The 22,294-nt window shown below is 33.3% G+C and carries 24 protein-coding genes; 14 read left to right on the plus strand and 10 right to left on the minus strand.

Going from position 1 to position 22,294, the window contains the following annotated elements:
• The first annotated feature begins 164 nt into the window (after positions 1 to 164).
• Positions 165 to 359: a DUF1059 domain-containing protein gene (locus AAGU22_RS00610; protein WP_458720318.1), complete on the plus strand. Its 195-nt coding sequence runs from the start codon at positions 165 to 167 to the stop codon at positions 357 to 359.
• Positions 360 to 1,275: 916 nt separating this feature from the next.
• Here AAGU22_RS00610 and AAGU22_RS00615 read toward each other — a convergent pair.
• Positions 1,276 to 1,809, minus strand: a complete 534-nt coding sequence (locus AAGU22_RS00615) for a hypothetical protein (RefSeq protein ID WP_458720319.1) — start codon at positions 1,807 to 1,809, stop codon at positions 1,276 to 1,278.
• 1,175 nt (positions 1,810 to 2,984) lie between these two features.
• On the opposite strand from AAGU22_RS00615, the gene AAGU22_RS00620 reads away from it, so the two are divergent.
• On the plus strand, positions 2,985 to 3,119 hold the full coding sequence (locus AAGU22_RS00620; protein WP_458720320.1) for a hypothetical protein: 135 nt from the start codon (positions 2,985 to 2,987) through the stop codon (positions 3,117 to 3,119).
• 640 nt (positions 3,120 to 3,759) lie between these two features.
• Positions 3,760 to 4,152, plus strand: coding sequence for a hypothetical protein (locus AAGU22_RS00625; protein WP_458720321.1), 393 nt, complete (start codon positions 3,760 to 3,762; stop codon positions 4,150 to 4,152).
• 475 nt (positions 4,153 to 4,627) lie between these two features.
• Here the strand turns inward: AAGU22_RS00625 and AAGU22_RS00630 are convergent, their stop codons facing one another.
• A complete protein-coding gene (locus AAGU22_RS00630) occupies positions 4,628 to 5,098 on the minus strand; it encodes a pyridoxamine 5'-phosphate oxidase family protein (protein WP_458720322.1) in 471 nt (156 codons plus the stop codon).
• A 522-nt stretch (positions 5,099 to 5,620) separates the two neighbouring features.
• Here AAGU22_RS00630 and AAGU22_RS00635 point away from each other — a divergent pair.
• From AAGU22_RS00635 to AAGU22_RS00645, 3 genes are all read left to right on the plus strand, one after another.
• Positions 5,621 to 5,935: a hypothetical protein gene (locus AAGU22_RS00635; RefSeq protein ID WP_458720323.1), complete on the plus strand. Its 315-nt coding sequence runs from the start codon at positions 5,621 to 5,623 to the stop codon at positions 5,933 to 5,935.
• A 321-nt stretch (positions 5,936 to 6,256) separates the two neighbouring features.
• Positions 6,257 to 6,991 carry an alpha/beta hydrolase gene (locus AAGU22_RS00640; protein WP_458720324.1) on the plus strand — a complete coding sequence of 245 codons (735 nt, stop codon included), beginning with the start codon at positions 6,257 to 6,259 and terminating at the stop codon, positions 6,989 to 6,991.
• Positions 6,992 to 7,173: 182 nt separating this feature from the next.
• Positions 7,174 to 7,914 carry a hypothetical protein gene (locus AAGU22_RS00645; RefSeq protein ID WP_458720325.1) on the plus strand — a complete coding sequence of 247 codons (741 nt, stop codon included), beginning with the start codon at positions 7,174 to 7,176 and terminating at the stop codon, positions 7,912 to 7,914.
• Between the two features lie 314 nt (positions 7,915 to 8,228).
• Here AAGU22_RS00645 and AAGU22_RS00650 read toward each other — a convergent pair whose 3' ends face one another.
• A complete protein-coding gene (locus tag AAGU22_RS00650; RefSeq protein WP_458720326.1) occupies positions 8,229 to 8,711 on the minus strand; it encodes a cupin domain-containing protein in 483 nt (160 codons plus the stop codon).
• A gap of 908 nt (positions 8,712 to 9,619) precedes the next feature.
• On the opposite strand from AAGU22_RS00650, the gene AAGU22_RS00655 reads away from it, so the two are divergent.
• Entirely contained in the window at positions 9,620 to 9,823 is a 204-nt protein-coding gene (locus tag AAGU22_RS00655) for a hypothetical protein (protein ID WP_458720328.1), read from the plus strand.
• 75 nt (positions 9,824 to 9,898) lie between these two features.
• Here the strand turns inward: AAGU22_RS00655 and AAGU22_RS00660 are convergent, their stop codons facing one another.
• The gene (locus AAGU22_RS00660) at positions 9,899 to 10,108 is read right to left on the minus strand and encodes a hypothetical protein (RefSeq protein ID WP_458720329.1); all 210 of its coding nucleotides are present in this window, start codon (positions 10,106 to 10,108) and stop codon (positions 9,899 to 9,901) included.
• A gap of 395 nt (positions 10,109 to 10,503) precedes the next feature.
• Here AAGU22_RS00660 and AAGU22_RS00665 point away from each other — a divergent pair, with 395 nt between their 5' ends.
• From AAGU22_RS00665 to AAGU22_RS00680, 4 genes are all read left to right on the plus strand, one after another.
• Positions 10,504 to 11,145: a TMEM175 family protein gene (locus AAGU22_RS00665; RefSeq protein WP_458720331.1), complete on the plus strand. Its 642-nt coding sequence runs from the start codon at positions 10,504 to 10,506 to the stop codon at positions 11,143 to 11,145.
• A gap of 254 nt (positions 11,146 to 11,399) precedes the next feature.
• Complete coding sequence (locus tag AAGU22_RS00670) at positions 11,400 to 12,023, plus strand: hypothetical protein (RefSeq protein ID WP_458720333.1); 624 nt, start codon at positions 11,400 to 11,402, stop codon at positions 12,021 to 12,023.
• Positions 12,024 to 12,365: 342 nt separating this feature from the next.
• Complete coding sequence (locus AAGU22_RS00675) at positions 12,366 to 12,689, plus strand: hypothetical protein (protein ID WP_458720334.1); 324 nt, start codon at positions 12,366 to 12,368, stop codon at positions 12,687 to 12,689.
• Between the two features lie 259 nt (positions 12,690 to 12,948).
• A complete protein-coding gene (locus AAGU22_RS00680; RefSeq protein ID WP_458720335.1) occupies positions 12,949 to 13,095 on the plus strand; it encodes a hypothetical protein in 147 nt (48 codons plus the stop codon).
• A gap of 65 nt (positions 13,096 to 13,160) precedes the next feature.
• On the opposite strand, the gene AAGU22_RS00685 is transcribed toward AAGU22_RS00680, so the two are convergent.
• Entirely contained in the window at positions 13,161 to 13,928 is a 768-nt protein-coding gene (locus tag AAGU22_RS00685) for a DUF899 domain-containing protein (RefSeq protein WP_458720337.1), read from the minus strand.
• A 308-nt stretch (positions 13,929 to 14,236) separates the two neighbouring features.
• Between AAGU22_RS00685 and AAGU22_RS00690 the strand changes: the two genes are divergently transcribed.
• A complete protein-coding gene (locus tag AAGU22_RS00690) occupies positions 14,237 to 14,785 on the plus strand; it encodes an OsmC family protein (protein ID WP_458720338.1) in 549 nt (182 codons plus the stop codon).
• A gap of 676 nt (positions 14,786 to 15,461) precedes the next feature.
• Here the strand turns inward: AAGU22_RS00690 and AAGU22_RS00695 are convergent.
• Complete coding sequence (locus tag AAGU22_RS00695; protein WP_458720339.1) at positions 15,462 to 16,748, minus strand: chloride channel protein; 1,287 nt, start codon at positions 16,746 to 16,748, stop codon at positions 15,462 to 15,464.
• 542 nt (positions 16,749 to 17,290) lie between these two features.
• Here AAGU22_RS00695 and AAGU22_RS00700 point away from each other — a divergent pair.
• A complete protein-coding gene (locus AAGU22_RS00700) occupies positions 17,291 to 17,560 on the plus strand; it encodes a hypothetical protein (protein ID WP_458720340.1) in 270 nt (89 codons plus the stop codon).
• A gap of 222 nt (positions 17,561 to 17,782) precedes the next feature.
• Here AAGU22_RS00700 and AAGU22_RS00705 read toward each other — a convergent pair whose 3' ends face one another.
• The 4 genes from AAGU22_RS00705 to AAGU22_RS00720 all read right to left on the minus strand — a co-directional run bounded on the left by AAGU22_RS00705 (position 17,783) and on the right by AAGU22_RS00720 (position 21,199).
• Entirely contained in the window at positions 17,783 to 19,105 is a 1,323-nt protein-coding gene (locus AAGU22_RS00705) for a PQQ-dependent sugar dehydrogenase (protein ID WP_458720341.1), read from the minus strand.
• A gap of 957 nt (positions 19,106 to 20,062) precedes the next feature.
• Positions 20,063 to 20,290, minus strand: coding sequence for a hypothetical protein (locus AAGU22_RS00710; RefSeq protein ID WP_458720342.1), 228 nt, complete (start codon positions 20,288 to 20,290; stop codon positions 20,063 to 20,065).
• Between the two features lie 76 nt (positions 20,291 to 20,366).
• Positions 20,367 to 20,711: a hypothetical protein gene (locus AAGU22_RS00715; protein ID WP_458720343.1), complete on the minus strand. Its 345-nt coding sequence runs from the start codon at positions 20,709 to 20,711 to the stop codon at positions 20,367 to 20,369.
• A 329-nt stretch (positions 20,712 to 21,040) separates the two neighbouring features.
• Positions 21,041 to 21,199 (minus strand): hypothetical protein, encoded by a 159-nt coding sequence (locus AAGU22_RS00720; RefSeq protein WP_458720344.1) that lies wholly within the window; start codon positions 21,197 to 21,199, stop codon positions 21,041 to 21,043.
• 336 nt (positions 21,200 to 21,535) lie between these two features.
• On the opposite strand from AAGU22_RS00720, the gene AAGU22_RS00725 reads away from it, so the two are divergent.
• Positions 21,536 to 21,823, plus strand: a complete 288-nt coding sequence (locus AAGU22_RS00725; protein ID WP_458720345.1) for a hypothetical protein — start codon at positions 21,536 to 21,538, stop codon at positions 21,821 to 21,823.
• Positions 21,824 to 22,294: the final 471 nt, after the last annotated feature.

The raw sequence follows: 22,294 nt of genomic DNA on the forward strand, positions 1-22,294 counted from the left end.
TTCATTATCATTATTTGATAGCTGTTTCTGGAATTTTTGATCTGATTTATCAATACGTGAAACTAGCTCGATATATCAAGACTGTGTCAGTCTTTCATGAGTGATTCCGTTCAAACTTGGAAGTTGATAGATATCCTTAACTTAATGCATAGCATTTACAATTTATGACATTAAGCCTCAATTGCAAGGATGCGGGAGACCCTGTGTGTACACATACCATGTATGGCCAAACAGAAGAAGAATTGATGGAAAATGCGAAAAAACATGGGATAGAAGTTCATGGGTATACGGAAGAGTCATTCAAAGAAGAAATGGCAAAGAACCTGGAACATTTTAGAAAAGTAATAAAAACAACTTAATTTATATACCATATTTTTTTCCAACTAAATAGCTAATTTTTGCTGAAGCACAAAGGAAAGAACTATACTAATAGAGCCATTTTTTTCTTCATGATTAGTTTTATAGACTTTTAATAAGGTGAATAAATTATGATCAGAGATATTTTTATATTATGGTGTCTATCAACCGCGAGAATTATTTACCACCTAACCTGTTAAAGGCTATTGCCAGTTTTCTCATGAATGCTTTGTAATATTTGTTTAAACAATTGGATGAATCGTTAGAGTTTTGGGCAGTCATTGATATAACATAGTGTAACAAGACTACCTATGATTAGTGTCAATTTCATTTTAGAATTTGACTATCAGAATTTCTAGGATAGTAAGAATTAAAGCAGGAAAAAGAAATAACAAAAGCATCAATTAGAAGTTCGCATGGGGAACTTTCTCATACTTTTGTATCCTTTTTTTGAAGGGTAGGATGCCATTTATGCCAATGTCATTATTACCTCCATCCCTTCACCAAATTAATCATTGTCATCTACGATTTAATTCTCGTTTTTCATTTTAAGTCCTATTTTGGGATACTTATCACATGATTGTAGCCTTATTACCTTTTTCTTGCAGTATTCAAGACTGAGACTTGTGGATTACCCTTCGAGGTCTGAGTAACATAATCGAAGAAAAAATCCTATTTATTTTTGATCTAAATTATCATTTCATGTTATCCATATAGAGAAGTCTAGGTAGAATGTCTAGGTAGCCTGTCTTTTCTTTTCTTCGTTTCAAATTTACATTAATCATGGGATGTATTCAATAACAAAAATAAATTTTCTTGTTTTGAAATTGGTTCTTAATTCTGAGATAGTCATAAGTGAAAAAATCATTATTCCTGTGGTAAAAGCGAAATCAAAAATTAGACCCAGACTCCAATCGATCAACGGAACTTCATAGAGTTTATCATTTCTTTTTCTAATTCCTGTGTTTGAACCGAATCAAAATCTGAATACAATGCTATGAATCTAATTGTAATAGTCCCGTTATTATAAGGAATGTAGATCACTTCATTTGTTGTCACCGTACCAGTGTGTGCACTCTCCCCGCTTGCATAGATAAATGAAACAGTGTTTAACCCGTCTACATTCCATTTGGTGGTGTTAACATCTTCTACCACAAAATCATCATAACCTAACAAATTTTCTTGTATTTTTGAAATACTTTTTGAATAGTTGTTTTCTGATGATGGTTCATCCAAATTGTTACAATCAACTATTACTTTAATATATGGATCATTTGAATATATAGAGAAATCAACGTAGCTTTCAATATTATATGTGTTTTTTTCGACTGTAAAATTTGTAGGATAATCGAGGTTTATTTTGCACTTGTCGGATCTAAGGGTACTCCAAGCCAAAGCGTCTTGATGAGTACCTAAGTGTTGAGGTACCTCATAACCTATAAGAAGAACCATGATAAGGATCGAGATAAAAAAATGCTTCACCATAATTAATCGCACATCTTCATTCTAAAATTTATTCCTAATTCTCGTACTCAATATTGATAAGAAAATCAATATGGAGAAAAGGATCAAGCGGAATGACCAAATTACTTACAGAAATCATACAAAAAAAAAATGTTAAAAATTTTTTATTGGAAACTGTCTGTAACAAAGACAAATTGGCAATATCAAAGAGATAAAGAACATCTTGTAAGAAACTAGATGAAGGTCTAAATATATGAATAGAAAGTATCTTTGACTGGTTAGGTGAGAATTACTATTTTAGTGGATCAAAAATAAATAGGATTTCTCAATACTTTCTCAATACTTTCTCAATACTTTCTCAATACTTTCTCAATACTTTCTCAATGCTCGATATATTATCTGTATGCCAGGATTTAATATCAAGATGAACCAACCGAAATTACTTGATTTATTGTCTGATGGAAAAATTTATCTTCTTCATACCATAACACCTGAGAAGTGACATCTAGATATTCCTTCTATTTGGTATCTTTATTACAGGAACCAAAGAAAATTCATTTATATGGATAAATTTATAGGAACAAAATTCAGAGATAAGCTAATTTAGAATGAAATATTGAGATGATATTGATTACAGTTTTTACCAATAATTAGAATCGTAGTTGAATAATTCTCAGATAATGTAAATGACATAATAGTTTAAATAAACATTAGCAATTACCGTAAAATGACATTGTGGTGCCACAAATGGCTTTATTGGATAAGGGAAGTGAATATGGGTTGCCAAGATTATTATCAATCTCTTTTTTATATTCATAACTTTAGGCGTATTATTTGGATTTCAAAAATTCATATGCTCAAATAGTCGATGACACACAAAATGATTCTCTATTGAATCTAAAATAGACAGGTCAAAATTCTACTAATAATAGTAATACTATAATAGTATCCGACCAAACTGAGAATTCAATAGAACCAACAACACCGATTCAGTTTATTTCAAAGATTAGAAATTTACTGAATCAAATTATAGATGCATATAATAATCAGAACTATACTGATGCGGAAGAACTTGCAACCTCTTCATACTAGATAATTATGAATATATTGAAACTCCTTTAGCAGAAAAAGATAAACCTTTAATGGAGACTACGGAGATCATGATGAGAGAGGAACTACGACAGATGATTCTAGATGGTGTACCAAGCGAAGAACTAGTATCACATATAGAAGACATAAATAATAATTTGGGTAGGGCCGTGGTGCTATTGTCTAGCTCATCCTCTACTTCTTCTTAGATTCATCTTAATTCATAAATTCAAATAAATTTGCTAGCAGGTTATTGAGACAGTTCAAGTATATCGACCATCACTCTGGCTATAGTACATATGGCTGATCCATGATATGAATTTTAAAGTTAAAAGAAATTCTAAAAGCACATCGGATTAGTCAAGTTTATGTAATTTCTAAGGTATGACACTTGATAAAAAAAGAAAAAAAGTAGTAATGGCATCAATTAGAAGTTCATATGGGGAACTTTCTCATGCTTTTGTATCTTTCTCTCATGCAAGAATGGTAAGATAGATTGGAGTGTTACCTATCTATTTTTTTGCTGTCATCATGGTCATCAGATTGTGGTATCATGACCCATATTAGCTCAACTGTCAAGATGCTTATCACATGAATGTAGCCTTTACTACTTTTCTGGCACACTATGCGCAAAAGTGATGAGACTTGAGTTTCATCCTTTGAGGTTCAGGTGTAAGTATTACTTAAGGGAAATTCCTATTTATCATTTATCTAGATTCTCATTTTTTGATCTAAGAAGAGAGTCTAGTAAGGGATAATCAAGGTCTAAGGAGATACCTCTTTCATTTTTCTAATTTTGTAAAAAGTATTTATTAATACGTTATATAGTTTTATAACTTTGTACTAGTAATGAACAAGATTCTGTTAATTTCCATAGTGGCGGCGATATGTACAGGAATCGCAGGCATTCTTCATCTAAATATGCTGCCGGCTTTTAACACTCAAATGACTATTTTGTTTCTAGTTGGCGGATTAGCGCAAATATTCTGGATAATTCCCACAGTAAAGAATTGGGGTAAAATATGGGATTATATTGGCATAGTAGGAACGATTGCATTTGTACTTATATGGGTTATTACTAGGATACCGGAAAATCCAATAACAGGTAGGGCAGGAATGGTTGGAGATACAGCAATTGCTATCGAAGTCTTTCAAATAGCGTTTATCGTCCTATTAGGGCTTTTAGTTGCAATGAAATCAAAAAAACAAATCGAAAATTATCCTAAGAACAAAAAGCCTTAAAATACTCTGTATAGACCAGATAAGCCTATTTATTTTTTTACAAATTCTATACCGATCCTCAATTACAATTTATGTTTATCCAGCATGTAATTTTATTAATCTGCCTGCCTGTCTGTCTTAACTACTGAACACTCAGATGGTACAAAGTATTTTATTGAGAATCTAATTAATCGTTTAAGCTGTACTATGTGGCTTAATATGTAGTAAAATTATAGTAGGACCGGTAGACCTCAAGACTATATCGGTCCTCTCGTGGGGATTTTGAATATAAAAGATGAATGTCATATCTTTCGATAGGTTTATCCAAAAAGAATTAGTAGTTAAATTATCCGGATTTTAATGTCAATCAAAAATCGGTTATTGATGATATTTTTAAACCGGTACATCAGTTTAACTAATATAATCCATTAATAGACATATTTGATCTAGAATTTTATTACCAAAACAATAGAGAATAAACCTTATCATAAGTAAGTCAAAACTGCATTTTACCATAATCCCAAGTAGAAAGGAACTTTGGATTAATTTCAACAAGTACAACTCCTCCCTTCTTTGAATCTTCGGCAATCATTTTTGCTATTGGATGATCTAGCGTACCAAGATATTTCAAACTAATTCTTTCTCCTAGTGGAATGACTGTTTTTAAATCATCTACTATGGTTGCAACCCCCTTACCTTTAACTCCTCTAACTGGGGGATTTTCATCGTCTATTGAAAAATAAATAGTTGATTTCTTTAGAATATTTTGAGTTTTCTTAGCAAATTTAGAAGTGTTTATCCAGAGTTTTTCTCCATCTTTGTCATAGTAAAACCAGACAGGTTGGATATTTGGATCACCGTGTTCATCGATAGTGGCCAACTGCAAATTCAATTTACTTTCAAGAAATTTCTCTGCTTCTTCTTTGGTCATACTAGGAATTTCGGAAGTAGCACTAATAATTTTCATAAAAGATAACTTGCATACTTGTAGATAAAATTTCCTTCCTTCTTTATGGCTTCATTTAACATCATTTCTTTAACATGAATGAATGAAGCACTAACCAAATTAAATATTGTTGAATCTTGAGGACGTGCTTTCATGTCTTAACTTTTGTGTCTATCCTCATCATTTAATGTTGTTAAAGCTGTAAAAGATACTTAATGATTATGATTAACTAATATTTCAATAATAGTTATTAGTGGAAAATGGTCAAACTTTCCCTCTTGTGGGTTCCATTAGGAGGTTCATTTAAAATAACAGATTTCTATAAATCATCAACTAGTCGTATCTTCTATTCGAGTTTGATACTGGCCGGATGGTTTCCGTTGCGTTTCTACTACAAACGATTGATTTGTTTATGTTGCCTTTAGAACATTTTTGTTAACCTCATTAGAAGTTTATGTTTTGGATTAGATTTTAACCTGGCTTGACATTTCATTAAATCTTGAATTCTTTTTATACGTATTCATTTAAAGTTAATTGCAGAATATGAACAACAAAGAAGAAAAAGGAGGAGATGTTTGGTCCGAATGGTTAGATTTTGATCACTCTAATATCGATGCAACTACTACGCTTGACAAACCCGGAGTCTTTAAGGTTCATGCAAACATGAAAATTCTATTTATTGGAAGTAGTGCCAACCTAAAACAATCTCTTTTAGAATCGTTATCAGATCCTTGCATAAGCAAAGCAAGGAGATTTAGTTATTTGATTACGGAAAACGCCCTACATGTAAAGGATCAATTGCTAAAGGAATACCGTGAAAGTCATGGTGGAAGTTTGCCTACCTGTATGAATAAATGATTGAATCAATGAATCCTCTAAAAACTATTCTATTCAAAGGTTAACTTGATAGAAGTAAAATTTTAGTTGAAAAATTGTAGTTGCAACATCGTGCAAATTTTGTTATGATCTGTCTTTATCATCTATAATGGATTAGCTCCTCATCCTTAGCAATTGCCTTCAAGACAATATCGGTCCTTTAATGTGGATTCTGCCATTATCATGCCTGTATTTGAAAATTCATTAATGTAGAAATCGCATGATATCGTACTATTTCTAATTAGATTACCAATAACCATAATACTAATTATTCTTAAATATTTATACAATAATAATAAAGCATTGTCAACGTATTCCATTGATAAATCACTTGTTTTAGTCCATGGTTCTTGTCATGGAGGATGGTGTTGGAATAAGATGAAACCTTTTCTAAAGGTTTACGATCATGAAATCTATACTCCTACACTTACCGGTTTAGGCGAAAGGAGTCATATATTATATGAATCTATTAATTTATCTACCCATATTAATGACATAATTCAAGTATTTGAGTATCAAGATCTTTGTGATGTTGTCTTGGTAGGTCACAGCTATGGAGGGATGGTCATTGGCGGCGTAGCAGAGAAAATCCCTAATAGGATCAAATCCATGATTTTTCTTGACGCATATATTCCACAAGATGGTAAGAGTGGATTTGATCTAATACCTGGTTTAAGAGATATTTATGAGCAAAGAAGATTAAGAGAAGAAAGTAAAGATTGGCTTGTACTCTCCTACACACCGGAGGAATTTGGAGTTACTAATAAAGATGATTTTAATTGGATGAAAAGTCGTTTATGTCCAATGCCTTTCCATACTCATGATGAGGCGTTATCGATCCAAGAAATCAAATCCAAGAGGTTATCAAGAACTTATATCATATGTACTGATTTCGGAGATTCTATGTTTCATAGTATGAGGTCAAAAGAAACAGACAGCTGGGGTTATTTTGAACTTCGAAGAGGTCATGATTCTATGATTACGGCACCAGAAGAACTATCTAGATTATTGTTAAAGATAATAAGTGATAGTGATTAGTGATATATTCCGAATTCAATTTTTCGATGAAACCTGATCTTAGGAATTCCTTTTGATGTATATGACATCGAAATCACGGATCTGAATTTACTTATGGCAATAATTCTTTGAGGTATTCATCGCAATTTGTTATCAGGGAAAATCTTAATCTCGAACTTCAATGCTAAATTATTATCTGTACTATGAAAAGTCAACAATCAATAATCACTTTACTCACCATAATTTCTTTTTCAATATCAATTCTTACTTCATTTCTTCTTACCACTAACACCAAATTATATTCTAACCCTATTTGCAGTATTGATTGCAATAATAATGATAATGATAATGCTAATAGCGACTTGCCGTTCCTAATCAATTCAAAAAATTTGACCAAAGTCCTAATCGGTAATACTGTAGATGCCAGATATGATACTCATCTCATTACTCTTGATAAGACTACTCAAATGCCTGAAATCCATGGATTTTATGACATTGTTTCCACCCAGATTAGCAAGATGTATAACAATGATTTGGTTTTCACCATTAATCTGGATGATGATCCAAATCAAAATAAAAAGTATGAATCAACATATCTTTGGCTAATAAGTCATCTTGATCCAGTAAATAACCAGAATAAGGTCTTTACCATAATTATCCCAAACTTTGGCAGCGAATCTAATTTTAATATTAAAGGATGGTATTTGGCAATCTATGATAATATCAATAACGAATATTCATTTCCCTTATCAAGAATAGACAAAATGACTGGTAATAAAGTGGAGATTACAATCGATCCTAATTTCATTGGCGGTATCCTCGATTTCAATTACACAACAGCAGTTATGATTAGGGTAAATGATACTTTTCTTGATAAGCAGCCAGATTATCTAATTGACTCGTCTCCTGATGATAATACCTTTTGGTCGAAATGGTTTGTTTAAGAATCATAGATACATTCATTCGCATTTCAAACAAACTAAAGGCGATATTAGTCTCGCTCTAAAGAATAATCCAGAAAACCGATCTTGAAATGTATACTTTTATCTTACGGGGATTCTTGGTTTAGTTTCAGTATTCTGTTCTAAATGAAGAGTTTTTTTGATATAATGGACATTCATAATTTGGTCAATTTGAGTGATACAATGCATTTCACAATCTTTATCAAATTACTTGAGCTTTGATAATTATACATAAAGATTAAAAACTCATATGTATACCAACCATTTCATTCTCTTCAGGAGATGCATTCCAATGTTCATACTTTCTGCTCACTGCGGAGAAATGAGCAAGATCTTTTGGTGTTGGGGGAGGTAAAGAAGGTACTGTTCTTTAACCTTCCAATCTCTTGAAAAAATTTTCCCATCTTCTTTGTCGTTAGAATGTGAACGATTGTGGTTGAACCCGATACGTTGCGCCATGCGTGAGGCGCATTGCATGGAACATGAATGTAATCACCCGTATTTGCTTTGATCCATTTGTGATCCTCGTTTTCTTTTCTTAAGCAGTCTAATTCGCCTGAGATAACAAAAAAATCTTCTGTATCTGCATGAGAGTGAAGGGGAACATAAACATCGTCAGGTATTATCCCTCTTAGAATACAGAAGTCACTTTTAGTGTCCAGCGGAGATGTTAGAAATTCTACAGTTGGTCCGAAAAGTTCCAAGATCTTGCCAGTACTAGGATTCTTCTCAAGATTCATGCTACTACCCTGTGAATTAATGGTATTTCTATTAAACATATCTTTGTAACCCCTGTCCACTCAGAAAATATCTAGATCTTCGTGTTACTAATTAAGACGCTCTCTTCTGTAAATTCTGTTAAGTTATTACATAAATAAGATAATTTGCAATAGCTCACATCTATGACAATAGATGTAACCATATTTTGATAAAAAGGGATTAGTATTTTATGTGGTTTGTTGTAGATAGTATTAATCAGATTCAGCAAAAAATGGAAGCATTATTTGGATTATTTTTAATATAAGGAACAATAAAATTCACTTCAATCTTACCTCATTCTGTAATTATTATTCATATGAGTGATATTAAAGCTATTTTAGTTATCTATTAAATGAGATTCTGATATTAAGATCTTATCTATCAGGTAAAATGAAATACTTGAGTATAAGTTTGTCATGGCTATCGAAACGGACATTGGATGATTACCTTTTTTTTACACTCTATTGTGATATTTAGTTTGGATGCGCTCAGAATGAGCAACTGTTGACATATTATATATATTATTAGTATTTTGATGCTTATTTTTAGCTCCTATCATTAAATCATTAGCAGGCATATCTTTCATTTATTAGACCTTGTGAAATAAGAACAAGGTTTCATTTTAATATATAATTAATTTAGCGAATAGCAAATGCTAGTATCGTAGCAATGTATGGTTCTTGAATAGTTGATAAAGATATGCAAATAACTAATATATCAATAGAACCAATTATTAGTAATAAACATTCGCAGTGGACACATTAGGATTAATTAACAGATATAATTCATAACCGTTCTTCATAATATTCCAATCAATTATTTTCTGAAGTGTTCCACTATTCAAACATACTATATAAGAAGTACATCATAAAAATATAGTATCATTTTAGATAATAAATATATGATATAAATTATACAGTAAAATCGCATGAATAAAATCTACTTATTTGCAATCGCAAGTATTCTTGCAACTGCTTCTTTAATGGCGGGCACTTTTACATCAGCAGCAATAGCCCAAGCTCCAACTACCCCAGATAGTGAAATGGGTTCTACAACAGATCCAATGTCATTAAACATGACTGCAACAGATGGAAATGTTACTGGTGCAGATAACTCAACAGCACCTATGTAAGCTAGATAACTAACATAGTGGCCACAAACATTTTTCAATTCTCTATTTTTTTCTGTTTTGGATTTTCAGAACTCATTAAACAGTATTGTTTGACCACATAATAAAAAAATGATTTTTCAAAAGTAATGCCGTTTCAACGTTGTTTTGTGAATCAATTTGAGGTTCTAGTTTAAATGTTACCACTCTAGCAATTTTGATTTCATACAGACTTTGAAGGTATTCCGTTTTCTTGTATTCATAAAAGAGATAGGCATCATCTAATGATATATCTATAGTTAAATGCATAAGGCCAATTAATAATAACCTCTAATTATATGATATATCCACATTGTGTAACCAAGTCCATTTAATGAAGGGCATAATTGGTCGGTTCTAAGAACACTAATTGATGATAACTTTACTACTGAAAATATTAATGTATGGTTGAACACGGATTAGTTGATTGATATATTGAAACTAATCTTTGATGGGAATGTATACATCTGTAGGCTAAACTACAGACTACTTTAGGTCAGATTGTGGACGTTAGTATCAAATCTTGCTTTCTAACTATCATGTTATGACTACTAATTTATTAATAAGTATGACTTTACCTATATATTCGCATGCGCTCTTATTTTGATTCAGAATTTTACTCTCACTTATCATATTTTTCCTTGCTATTACATGATTGATTTAGAATGGATTTTGAAAAAAAGACTTTAGATTTTGACAAGGGACGACTTGTATCTCTTACTGATGGAGTTTTTGCAATAATTATGACAATATTGGTGTTCAACATCAGCGTCCCGGAACTCATTTTATTTGAAGGGGGAGAGTACGCATCAGATAGACTTGCTGCTAAATTTGTTGATTTATGGCCTGATTTCCTAGCTTACGTGATTAGCTTTTCAACACTTGGTGCTTTTTGGGTTGCGCATCATAGAATTTTCCGTTGGATACTTTCTGTAGATCGCCCTTTGATTTGGATTAACATCTCTTTTCTAATGATTATTGGATTAATACCTTTCTCGACTACTTTGCTTACACAGTATATGGATAGTCAAAATTCGATCTTCGCCTTTTCATTCAATGCAATTCTTGCAGGTTTACTAATATATGCAATATACTACTATGTCAAACATCACCCCGAATTAGTGGACAAGTCGGTACAGGCTTTGATTGAGAAAAGCTCCAGTAGACGTGTAGTAGCCACGATATTAACGTACTCGGTAGCTATAGGATTTTCATTTATATACTTGCCTGCTAGTCTATTTCTTTTATTACTAGTTTTGATACCAGAGATTATACCAGACAAATATTTTGGAAGAAAGACTGCGTAGATACTGACAAAATGAAATGTGTGAGAAAATATTTGTAGCCCAATACAAGTAAGAAGACCAGTTTATGTGTTACCTCAAATGTAATTCTAGTTATGAATATAAATCCGCTAATACGCGTGGTTGTATTAGGTCCAAATCCAATTCTCCATTTTGATGAAGGATAAAAAAAGCAATTCTATTTTTTGTCCCAATTTATTTACTTCGATGATTTAACAAGATTGGTTATATACTCTTTTAACATATTAAAGGTAACATTGACCAATAAAATTCTCAGGAATCTGGTCCTTTGTTTTGGAATTTCAACACTTTTACTAGTTTTGCCTACTTTACAATCCTCATTTGCACATCAGATATCTCTGTACTTTATAAATGGAAAAGACTATCTTATGGAGGTGGAATGGGCAAATGAACCGGTCGCTGTTGATGACAAGACGAACATAGTATTAACAGTTGTCTCACCAAATATGACAGATCCAACTAATGCAGAAGCAAATGGTACACAACCAATTACAGGACTTGAAAATTCATTAAAGGTAGACATAATGGCTGGAAATAAAACCTTATCATCAAACCTAGATCCAGCATTTGGAGAACTGGGTGTATATGAATCAGAGACATTTTATCCTACAATTCCAACAACATTTAGTTTTAGAGTATATGGAGACATGAACGGAACAAGTTTCGATAACACAGTTAGTTGTAATCCAATTTTAGGTGAGGATGTTCCTCCAGATAACTCTACTGTAAAAATCTCCAATGGAGTTGAGAGAATGGCTTTGATTGGTGGACTAGAATGTCCAGACGATAGAATCGGATTTCCAGAACCCTATACATCCCAACACGAAATTGTTCAAGCGCTAAATGGAACCGACACATAACTTCCTTTTTTTATGTCTAGTTTTACCAAAATCTAGGTTAAGTGAGAAATAGTAAAACTAGTGAGTAGGAAATTTAGTAATATCTAATAATAATAACGGTATCGTTGTTTACTCGTTTTATAATTCATTAAATAGTAATCAACTTGAAAGATAGAAGAACATCTATCATGTTATTTCATGATTTAAACTGCTGGAATAACTGTCCAGGTTGTAAACACGATGTTAATACCAGTCCAATATTTATAAGTAATAAATACCATACTACCCACATTCTTTTAAATTGACTTTTAATTAATTAGTCTAATACTGAATGTTAAATACTATACTATACTAAAGCCATAAATGAGGAATTCAAATATCAAATCAGAACTGCATTACATACATTTTCATAAAATATCCATAAAATTGGTTCTGGTAATTATAGTTACAGGATTTTTAGGTATTTCGTCTTTTAATTTGACCCATAGTAATGTAACCGCCCAGACTCTTCAAGCAAAGTGTACTCCAGATACGGGAATAAATGTATCCAGGTCTAACTGTTTCTCGAACACCCCCACTAATCCGGTGTACAATGTTACCAATACTGAGAATGTTAGGCCACCATCTGAAAATACGCTTACTTACTCTAATAATACAAACTCTAATACAAATACATCCGCCAGATAATCTAATCACTAACAGCTTATGACTTCTATGATTTCATCAATAAATAAAGATGTTCCTGAGATTCCGTTTTCTTTATTTTACACTTTATAATATAATATGATTCTTCAATTAATGATGCTCCTATTTATTTTGCAGAATAACATTTTATTAAAAATGATTCTCGATGGTTCGATAGATCTTATTCATCTTTCTGTGGATTCGTTCATATAATAGAGAAACACAATCCAAAGGCTTAACGTAATGGCCCTTTTTACTTTTAATGAAGAGTAAACCCACTAACGATCAAAAGAAGTATGCTGCATTAGCACGCATGGTAAAAGAAAAAGCATTGCCAGATCATACTTGTGCAATGTTATTGAATATAGACATGCCTCTGCTATCACTAGACAAGATGGTTTGGCTCTAACCACAACACTGTCACAATTTAAATTTACTACCCTGTCCATCATCGGCCCTGCCTGATTATCATCATTAAGATGGTTCGTTTCGCATGTCGTACTCATCATGTCGACAAAACCACAGTCCCATTTCGTTGCGCCCCTTCGGCGCCCGGTCGAGCCACTGATACATCCCCCATAGCGCATCAAGGCCTCGCGCATAGGCGGAGTAGGTGTGGTAGACAACACCATCAGAAAATGCAAACGCGCTCATACCTGGTGCCTCACGAGTGTAGGTTAGGATGTCAGTGCCACTCATGGCCGCGAACTTATTTGAGCCTGCCTCAGAGTCTGAGATCGCGCTGAGTGCGCGGTAGTTGTAATCTACACTGCCGGAGAGTTGTTGCTCCTCTGTGAAGGACGTATTGAAGTCGTAGTTAAAGTCGCTGTCCAGAGATGACACCCAAGTAAACGTCCAGCCCATACGGCGTTTATAGGCCTGAAGCGCAGCGAGTGGGGCACGTGAGACAGCAATCATTGCTACATCGTGGTGTTCTAGATGCACGGCATATCCGTTGAAGCCGTCCGCGATGGCAGAGCATGCGGGGCAGCCACCCGTATAGTCGGGACCAAACATGAAGTGATAAACGAGAAGCTGCGAGCGTCCTCTGAATAGATCGGCTAGAGACATAGTGCCATCATCAGTCTCAAAAAGGTACTTTTTGTCAATTCGAACCCACGGTAGCCTCTGCCGCCATTGTGCCAGTTCGTCGCTACGCCGGGTTAGCTCCTTCTCGGCTTTGAGTAGCTCCAGCCGGCCGGCGAGCCACTCTTCTCGTGTTCCGATCTTGTGATCAGTCATTGTTTCTCTCCTTCTTGCCACAGAAAAAATAATATTCTATAATATATACTTCCAGTTGACGTATCGTCATTTTCACTCTGCATAAGTCATCAGAAAGAACAAATTATATAAGATGCACCTCTCTGTTGCACGATCCACTTTGATTTAATTCATTTAAATCCGGATATAGTTTTTTTGGATATTCTTTAGTTCAATTAGTAATAGAATCACAACAGACCCGAATAACCGTGAAAGGCAGCACTGATTTATTCAAAAGGTTGTTAAAGATAGATTTCATTAAATAATAATTGTAAGAATATAACACTACCATGTCAAATATAATGAATAATATCGACCTTGACAAAATACAAAAAACCATAGAAAGTGGACATAAAGACCCACAATTTTTAAAGAAACCAATAAGATTGGAAGGGGAATGGAATTTTGACATTCAAAAAGGATACCAATTCAAAACAGAACTAGCATATGAGAAAGGTAAAGAAGTGATTGAAATAGATTCGCCGTCCTTCTTAGGAGGCAGTGGTAACAGATTGGGACCTATGGGATATTGTGTGGTAGGAATAACCTCTTGTTTTATTACCACATTAGTAAGTATTTTATCAAGCCATGGAATCAAACTCAATAAACTACGAATAAATGCAGAATGTAACGTTAATTTTGCCAAGACATTTGATATTTCAGATGAACCTATTACAGAAGGGATAAATTTTGAAATTGATATTGGTAAAAATGAGCACGAAGGGGATAATACTACAAATGACCAAAAAATTCGAGAACTGATTCTTATGGCTGAAGAGAGATGTCCTGCTATTTACAGTATGAGTCACATAATTAAGGTTAGCGCAAAATTGAAATAAATAAGAGTCAAATTTAGGAAAATACTATCCTTTCAATCTTATTAAACGATGTTACTAAGATAGTCGACGATGCTGGTAAGTTTAGCAGTTAATAATTTACGAGTCGAAATGTCAGAACGAAATTTATAAAAACATAACAGTCTAATTTATAGAAAATTATCTTTTACAGGATAAACTAAATATGGTTGAAAGGATTAGAAAGATTTAGCCTCAGGGGTTAATTTTAAATTCCATTTGGCTTCCATTTATGACAGTGTATATGAACCACCCTTACAAATGTCCCCATATATGTAAATTATATAGATGATAGACATCGTGCATCACTATTTTTAAATCTCAAATAATAAATAATATTTGGAATTAAATGGAGTTCTTTGCAATCCATGGTGAGATTTCTCAGGAATTTATTATATGACAACTTAATAAATTCATGTTCCTCTATCGAATATCCTTCAATCTGTCTTATTCTTATGTTGAAGATTGTTGGGATGGTGAATGAAAAACCAATAGTACCGCTGGTTTTGTATTGATAAACTCAACTGCAGAAAACGACAATGATATCACTGTTGTTACTAATGCTAGCTGCTGCGTTTTATCATATAAACAAAAATGTTCATAGTTTCTTTTAACCTCTATAAGAGATGACTACTTTGATTCGTTGCCAAAAGGGACAAAATTATTTTGTTGCTTGCTGTTTGTCTTCTTCGTTACCAGTCGGCTGTGAATGCGGTTTCGGAAGGAGGGGAGTGATCGTTTTTGATATCACGAAACCGATGACTGCCCCAATAACAATCACTGGCAAAAGATCTGTCTGTCCTCCCATAAATCCTAGTAAGAGAGCTATTGTCAAAGGAAGCGGGAAAACAGCACACGCAACTGCTGCCATCCCTACGGTTACCCCTACACCTTCTGGAATGAATGTAAGGCCTTTAGAAATCGCAAGCCCTAACGCTCCACCTATAAATAATAATGGGAATATGGGTCCACCATCAAATCCTGTGGCAAATGATGTGCTAGTTATGAGGGCTTTAACAACAACCATAATAAGTAGAATTCCTATGCCAAAGGCGGCAGGGTTATGGATAATTTGTAATAGTTGATTTTGACCAGAGTACAGAGTCAGTGGGAGGAACGTTCCAATGAGGCCTATGATTATACCACCTATGACCGCACGGCTAATCGGTCTATTGGCAAGCGGGGCAAAGACACGGTGAACAATACCGATTATTAATTTAAACATTATCCCGACAAACCCACCAATTATTCCAACAAGCAAAGCCCACCACAAATCAACAAGGCGTGCTGAAGCATAGTCAGGGAAGCTGTAAATTCCAAGAAATGAATCCTGCAATATTGCGGTGTAGACGCCGTATCCAACAGCAGCAGCCAATAGGCCTGGAATCAAATGACGAGAGAGATCCAGCTCTTTGATGAACATGTACTCGATGGCTCCAGCAGCTCCAATAACTGGTGAACCAAAGAAGCCACCAAAAGCTCCAGCTATGGAACTGTAAACAAGTATCTGAACATCATCTTTATTGCGCCTAAGTCGTTCTGAAAGAATGGTTCCAAAGCCTCCAGTCAGAAAAGTTAGAGGCCCTTCAGGACCAAGGGGAGCACCACTCCATAGAGATATGAAGGCTTGAAGCATAATGCTCGGCACTTTGCGAGGATTGATTCGGCCAGTTTGGGCATATTGGCTCTGCGCAACTCCAGGTCCACCGTTCTCACCAAAAAATTTGATAACAAGGCCGATTAATACCCCAGCAGTAGTGAGTAAGACTAGTGGCCATATGTTGATATTAAGTACTATGAGACTTACTTGTTCAAAGATCTTGATGCCTTGAGTGTAGAGTGTTATATAACCCACTGTAATCAAGGAGGATAAGGCACCGAACAGTGCTGCATAGATCATCAATATGAAAAAGCTGTTCTTCGAAGGAACGTCCGGTTCGACTGTCATGGTAGACTACCATCTCCAATGACTGCCTTGATTGTGTTTAGAGAAGCCACTGCCTCTTTAGTGATCCCTCTACAAGTTTTCCCCTTTTCAGCTAATGCCAAGACAAGTTCCTCTTGCTGCTTTCTGTCAATTTACCACCTAATTTATATCTTGACTGGTTTATTATTTGCTATCTATAATTTAACACGAAAAATTATGCAATATGAAAGTCCGACAAGATCAGGATAAGATTAAATCCCTTCTTTTGATTGCCTATTGATAAAGAATCATTTAAGACGCATTTAAAATGATATGGTAGTATATAACGGGCTTGGTGGTTCTGATGTATTATCTCCACTAAAGCAGGACCCGATCACTGTGGATCTGAATTTTTTAAAATCTTTGGTTCTATTGAACTTGATAACTATAATTCTCTTACTGTATTCCATCATTTTGATTCGGTCCTGTTAGATAGACACACACACTCACACACAAACACAAAAGAGCAATCAAAGGTGTTTTCTTGAAGCTAAGGTTATAAGGTCGATATTTATACAGACTGTATGTCTATTTTAGGAAATGTAGGTGGTATCAATAATGATCTTAAAAGGACAGCGATTGCAATCATGAGGAAGTTGAATAGTGAACATATTGTTCAAACTCCTTGGGTGTCAAGACAGACATTGCAAGATAGTACCAGAGCAGTTCATACATATTTCAATCAAGCTATTCTAATCTTACAAAACAATAGATTAATAGAAATGAATGATAAAAATGAATTTCAAATAACTCAACGTGGTATTGCTGATTTAGAGATAATAGAGAGACAATAGACTATGAAATAAAATGTATATATTTTCAACCACGTATTAATTCAGATTATTCTTATCCTGTGAATTGCTGAATCATTTTATTTTGAATTCTAAAAGAATTAAGTGACTGATATGAAATCTGATCCGAATTTCGTTTACTCATTTTGGAGAATCCATATTTTTGAAAAAGGCCCGATAAATACAATATTTGAAATAATTTGAAATAATTTGAAATAATTTGTACTACTTTTCTGTGTGGGTTATTCGATAAATGTTCCCATCAAAATAAGTTAGTATATACAAATTACCATCCAATCCAGTTTCAATATCCGTAATTCTTCCATCAAATCCTTTTGCAAATATAACTTTTTCTAATTCGTCCTTACCATCCGCTACTAAATCTTGCAGCCCTCTTTCATTCCTATCATCATGAACACTTTTATTTATATCAATTCCAGATCTGTTTGAATCTATTTTAAGGAAATACAAATTCCCGTTATTAATGTCTCCTACGAATATGTTATTTTCCAGGTCATCGCCTAGCAACGAAGATTCTAAAAATTCAATGTCTGTTACCCCAACAGGCAGCCTCCAACTAAATTCTGGATCTGAATAGTGAGAACCATCCAAAACAACAAGATCGGAAACTAAAGTGTCGTTATTTCTTGAGATAGGGCCCATTATTTTGGACCATCCACTATTAAAACCTGGTTGGACAAGGTTAATTTCATCATAGTTGTCCTCGCCGTTTTCAGTATCCCATAGTTTTCCCGTTAGAGGATCAATATCTATTCCAAAACTATTTCTAATTCCGTATGCATAATAATATTCTGTCAAATTAAGTTTAGCACTATTAGAATGATATGGATAGAGTGGATTATGGGATGGCATGAACGATTCTATTGATGGATTCATTCGGATAATGACGGAGGAATTATTAGGTATAGAAGTAGATGGATTTTTTCCCTCCGGATAGTTTTGGAGTGTATTATTTATAGCCGTGAGGTCTCCTATTATTGCATATAAATTACCTAATTTATCCATGTGTATTTTCCCACCGTTGTGATAGGGCCCAGGTTCTGCGGGCATATCCATAATAAGTCTTGGATTTGAGAAAGAACCTAATCCATCCCAAGCATATTCATAAACCCTATTCCGGATAGTATAATTCGAATCTTCTAGTTGTACTTTGAGATTATTATCCATAGGGTCGTATATTTTCTCAGTAAAATATAGGTAAATCATATAGTTGGAATCGTGACTCATGGGCTTATGAGAGGCGATTAATACATCCCTGTCAGAGACTGGGTAAGAGGTTGAATTAAAATTTAGATAATCTACTTGAGTCTTTTTTTTAGATTCGTATTTGCTTGATGAGGTAATCCCCAACAAACCCTGTTCTTTTTCATTTGAAATGTTATTTATCGTGTAAATTGGATCTTTTTGCAATGTGCCATTAGATATCAGGCGAACATTACCTTCATCCTTCTCCGTTACTAGTATGGAATTATTATCAACAAATATCATGCTAGTGGGAAACGACAAACCCGTCACATAAAGATCCATGTTAATCCTATCCTTGTAATTTGGGCTAATTTCTATTTGTTTCTTGTCTTGTAGTGGATTTATATAACTTTCAATAATATGATAATAATCAAAATATTTGATCACAATGATTGTAATGACAATTAAGGCAATTAAGAACATAACAAGTCCCTTCATCCAAATACAATGTTAATTTATGAATTATCTCATGTATTTGTTTTACCTATCTTGTGTTTTCTTATCGTTCTAAAAACTTTATTTCTAGGATAAAGTCAATCAATGATTTCTCCTGTACTTTTCATTTAATTATATTTGTTAAATTTTAGTAACGCAAAGTCTTGAGATTTAGGGTCCAAATTCCATAATAAAGATATAATAGCCTTTTTCCTTTGTATGATTCATACTTGATGATTGTAGATAATTCATACATATCCCAAATCTCTTTCCTTATATGGATGGGAGATGAGTCACCAATAATGCCAACTCCACCAATAGGAGGCATAATAGGGTCAGGAAAATACAGACAATAATTCTCTTCTGATTTCCGTTTTTTTAATGAAATGTGGGTAGATAATATAATATGAGATTCTTTCCAAGTTTCTTAAAAATCTCGTACTAATACCATTATTTAATAAGTGGATTTTTAGTTTGCATTAAGACAAATAAATGTCAAAAAATAGTTACTAAAATGGATTACTGGCCCGGTGGTTTTAATAATTGATACGAATCCACTTTTTCAACAAAAATAAACTATTTTAATCTAGAGAAATAAGATTATTCTTTTAAATTAATTAGTTAACTCGATTTTGACCTACTATCATAATTGCTCCGACATTCATATTATTCTTTAATGGATTAATGGTCTCAATTTCATTTGCGTGAGTCTGAAAACATAACTGTAAATGGGCATAACAATAATATTTTGAACAACGAAGGCATCGTGCAATGGGTTTGGCCGAACAGCTATCATATATACATCTAGTAAATTTTATAGAGTGCATTTAGTTCCTTTCTTTCTTTCTTTCTTTCTTTCTCCTTCTTAGCCATGCTCAATTCAAGTTTATCAGTGGTACATTTTAATCGATTCCTGCGTATTTGGATTTGTGATAGCATCAATTGCTTCCTATCGATACATATGCTTTTAATTGGTTCAGTAAATCTATACAATCCTACTGTCACTTTTACAACCACAAATTTTCCCCTCACAAATCACTCGTGATTCATACATAGAAATATTCATTTTTCATTACTCATTCTAACAATGTTCTTACTTGACATGATTCTATACATTGTTGGGAGAATAGTAAGATAATTTAGTATTATTATTAGTCGAATGTCTGAGTTTTTGTATGAGTAATTCTGCATAATTCTCTATCAGAAAGATACTAGTATCCTTTCCTGAATCTTTTCGATTTGATAATTCCTGTTTCGTATTATTAGTACCTAGTACATCTGATTCAATAGTCCCATTAGGCTCATCTCTCTCATTCAAACTATTTGTTTTGTAGTCATTTCGATCGATAGACAACCCATTCCTGATCTGATTGGTATTTTTTGACAATTCATTATAGTATGTATTCAGTTGTCGCCCTTTTAGTCTAGGTATCCTAGATATTATTTTCACCATATTTACACTTCCATAGCAAAGCTATAAAAAAAGTGAAGTACTCTAGTTGAGGATCCATGTAACATTATTACTGCTTCATATAACTTATGTCATGAATCCTCAAATACTACTCTCCTAAAATAATTTTCAATGATAATGCGTTTAATTCTTCTTTAGGTATACTCAAATTTAAGACAGTATAGAACAATCCTTTATCCATTAATAACTATATTAATGGATCTACGTTAGTTTTTCAATCTTTCGATATTCAAACTATTACGAAATGATATAGACCATAATGGATTGGTAATTATTTTTTAGAAAATTATGGAAAAATAAAGAATGGATTATTATGGACCGCAACATATAAGAAGATACATTCCGCTGTGAAAAGATTCTTCAGCAGAATCATATGCTTGTCTGTTTATCTCTTTGCAAGCCCGCATATATTCTGACCAAATTGCGAAGAGTGTCAGAATGTGTGAGGCAGGACTGTATTCTTTACTCATATATACAATTCCGAAGAAAAAATATATTGAATTTGCTAACTAACTGCAATATTCTAATATTCTAATAATTTTGGAATTATCCAGCAAGTTATTATAAAATTTATAAAAATTATATAATGTATTATAATTATTATAAATATCTATTAACAATTTTATAAATTTACAGTAAGCCTAGTGGGCTTGGAATCAATAGGTATGTGTGATCTGCTACTTTATTTTGTTATTATGATCGGTTGAAACAAGATATATCTCATTTTGGCCTATTATTCTTCTCGATTGTAATACCTTGATCAAGTTACAAAGATAAGAATTTAAGCGTAGCACACACTTATTATTATGGATAAAATATCCAATTCCAAAGATGAGACAGACGCTCTTCACAATGTTGAAGGTTTTGTGTTAGAGAAATTATCTACCAAGTTTGACTCCAAAAACTCTTCAACCAGCATTGGAGACTTAATGGATTCCATAGATAAAACTATGTTCCCTCTACTAGATCAAGCAATTGAAGATTTGATTGCTCAAAGTCTCATACATTCTGAAGATGGCGAAAATTACCAAATTACTCCGGATGGTATTAATGAACTAGAAAATAGAAAGAAAGAGGCGATACCACTTAGCTGATGAAAGGTTTTTACATCGTTAGATACCAAGCCTTGATGGATAAGTGAATAATATACAAATTATATTAGTGACATATTACCTGGGTCTAACTTTTTCAAACTTTCAAATTTCAATGATAAATTAAAAGATGCACCAAATGATTAGGGGTTAAATACTATGTTATATAAAATAGTCTACCTTATGTGGAGGCACCGAATCGTTAAGAATCGGTTGTTTTCTATATAAGGTGTGATAAGGTTACAATCATGCCATAAGTTTACCACCAGTAGGAAAACAAAAGCATGAGAAGGTCTGAGGCATGCTATATAATAGTGATGCTAAGTACTATCATAAAAAACAAGGCCTTTATTGAAACCTTATTGCATTTCAAAAAAGTTGTCCTGAATGATAACTTACAGATATACAACACATTTAATGTCTGACAAGGATATAGAAAATCCAGTTATAGCTGTTCTCTAAAAGAATTGAAGG

It is taken from the genome of Candidatus Nitrosocosmicus sp. R (assembly GCF_054408505.1).

Bases quoted from the DNA above. Each gene is read 5' to 3' on its own strand.
- AAGU22_RS00610 (WP_458720318.1), top strand. From the start codon at position 165: ATGACATTAAGCCTCAATTGCAAGGATGCGGGAGACCCTGTGTGTACA.
- AAGU22_RS00615 (WP_458720319.1), bottom strand. From the start codon at position 1,809: ATGGTTCTTCTTATAGGTTATGAGGTACCTCAACACTTAGGTACTCAT.
- AAGU22_RS00620 (WP_458720320.1), top strand. From the start codon at position 2,985: ATGAGAGAGGAACTACGACAGATGATTCTAGATGGTGTACCAAGCGAA.
- AAGU22_RS00625 (WP_458720321.1), top strand. From the start codon at position 3,760: ATGAACAAGATTCTGTTAATTTCCATAGTGGCGGCGATATGTACAGGA.
- AAGU22_RS00630 (WP_458720322.1), bottom strand. From the start codon at position 5,098: ATGAAAATTATTAGTGCTACTTCCGAAATTCCTAGTATGACCAAAGAA.
- AAGU22_RS00635 (WP_458720323.1), top strand. From the start codon at position 5,621: ATGAACAACAAAGAAGAAAAAGGAGGAGATGTTTGGTCCGAATGGTTA.
- AAGU22_RS00645 (WP_458720325.1), top strand. From the start codon at position 7,174: ATGAAAAGTCAACAATCAATAATCACTTTACTCACCATAATTTCTTTT.
- AAGU22_RS00650 (WP_458720326.1), bottom strand. From the start codon at position 8,711: ATGTTTAATAGAAATACCATTAATTCACAGGGTAGTAGCATGAATCTT.
- AAGU22_RS00655 (WP_458720328.1), top strand. From the start codon at position 9,620: ATGAATAAAATCTACTTATTTGCAATCGCAAGTATTCTTGCAACTGCT.
- AAGU22_RS00660 (WP_458720329.1), bottom strand. From the start codon at position 10,108: ATGCATTTAACTATAGATATATCATTAGATGATGCCTATCTCTTTTAT.
- AAGU22_RS00665 (WP_458720331.1), top strand. From the start codon at position 10,504: ATGGATTTTGAAAAAAAGACTTTAGATTTTGACAAGGGACGACTTGTA.
- AAGU22_RS00675 (WP_458720334.1), top strand. From the start codon at position 12,366: ATGAGGAATTCAAATATCAAATCAGAACTGCATTACATACATTTTCAT.
- AAGU22_RS00680 (WP_458720335.1), top strand. From the start codon at position 12,949: ATGAAGAGTAAACCCACTAACGATCAAAAGAAGTATGCTGCATTAGCA.
- AAGU22_RS00685 (WP_458720337.1), bottom strand. From the start codon at position 13,928: ATGACTGATCACAAGATCGGAACACGAGAAGAGTGGCTCGCCGGCCGG.
- AAGU22_RS00690 (WP_458720338.1), top strand. From the start codon at position 14,237: ATGTCAAATATAATGAATAATATCGACCTTGACAAAATACAAAAAACC.
- AAGU22_RS00695 (WP_458720339.1), bottom strand. From the start codon at position 16,748: ATGACAGTCGAACCGGACGTTCCTTCGAAGAACAGCTTTTTCATATTG.
- AAGU22_RS00700 (WP_458720340.1), top strand. From the start codon at position 17,291: ATGTCTATTTTAGGAAATGTAGGTGGTATCAATAATGATCTTAAAAGG.
- AAGU22_RS00705 (WP_458720341.1), bottom strand. From the start codon at position 19,105: ATGGATCTTTATGTGACGGGTTTGTCGTTTCCCACTAGCATGATATTT.
- AAGU22_RS00715 (WP_458720343.1), bottom strand. From the start codon at position 20,711: ATGGTGAAAATAATATCTAGGATACCTAGACTAAAAGGGCGACAACTG.
- AAGU22_RS00720 (WP_458720344.1), bottom strand. From the start codon at position 21,199: ATGAGTAAAGAATACAGTCCTGCCTCACACATTCTGACACTCTTCGCA.
- AAGU22_RS00725 (WP_458720345.1), top strand. From the start codon at position 21,536: ATGGATAAAATATCCAATTCCAAAGATGAGACAGACGCTCTTCACAAT.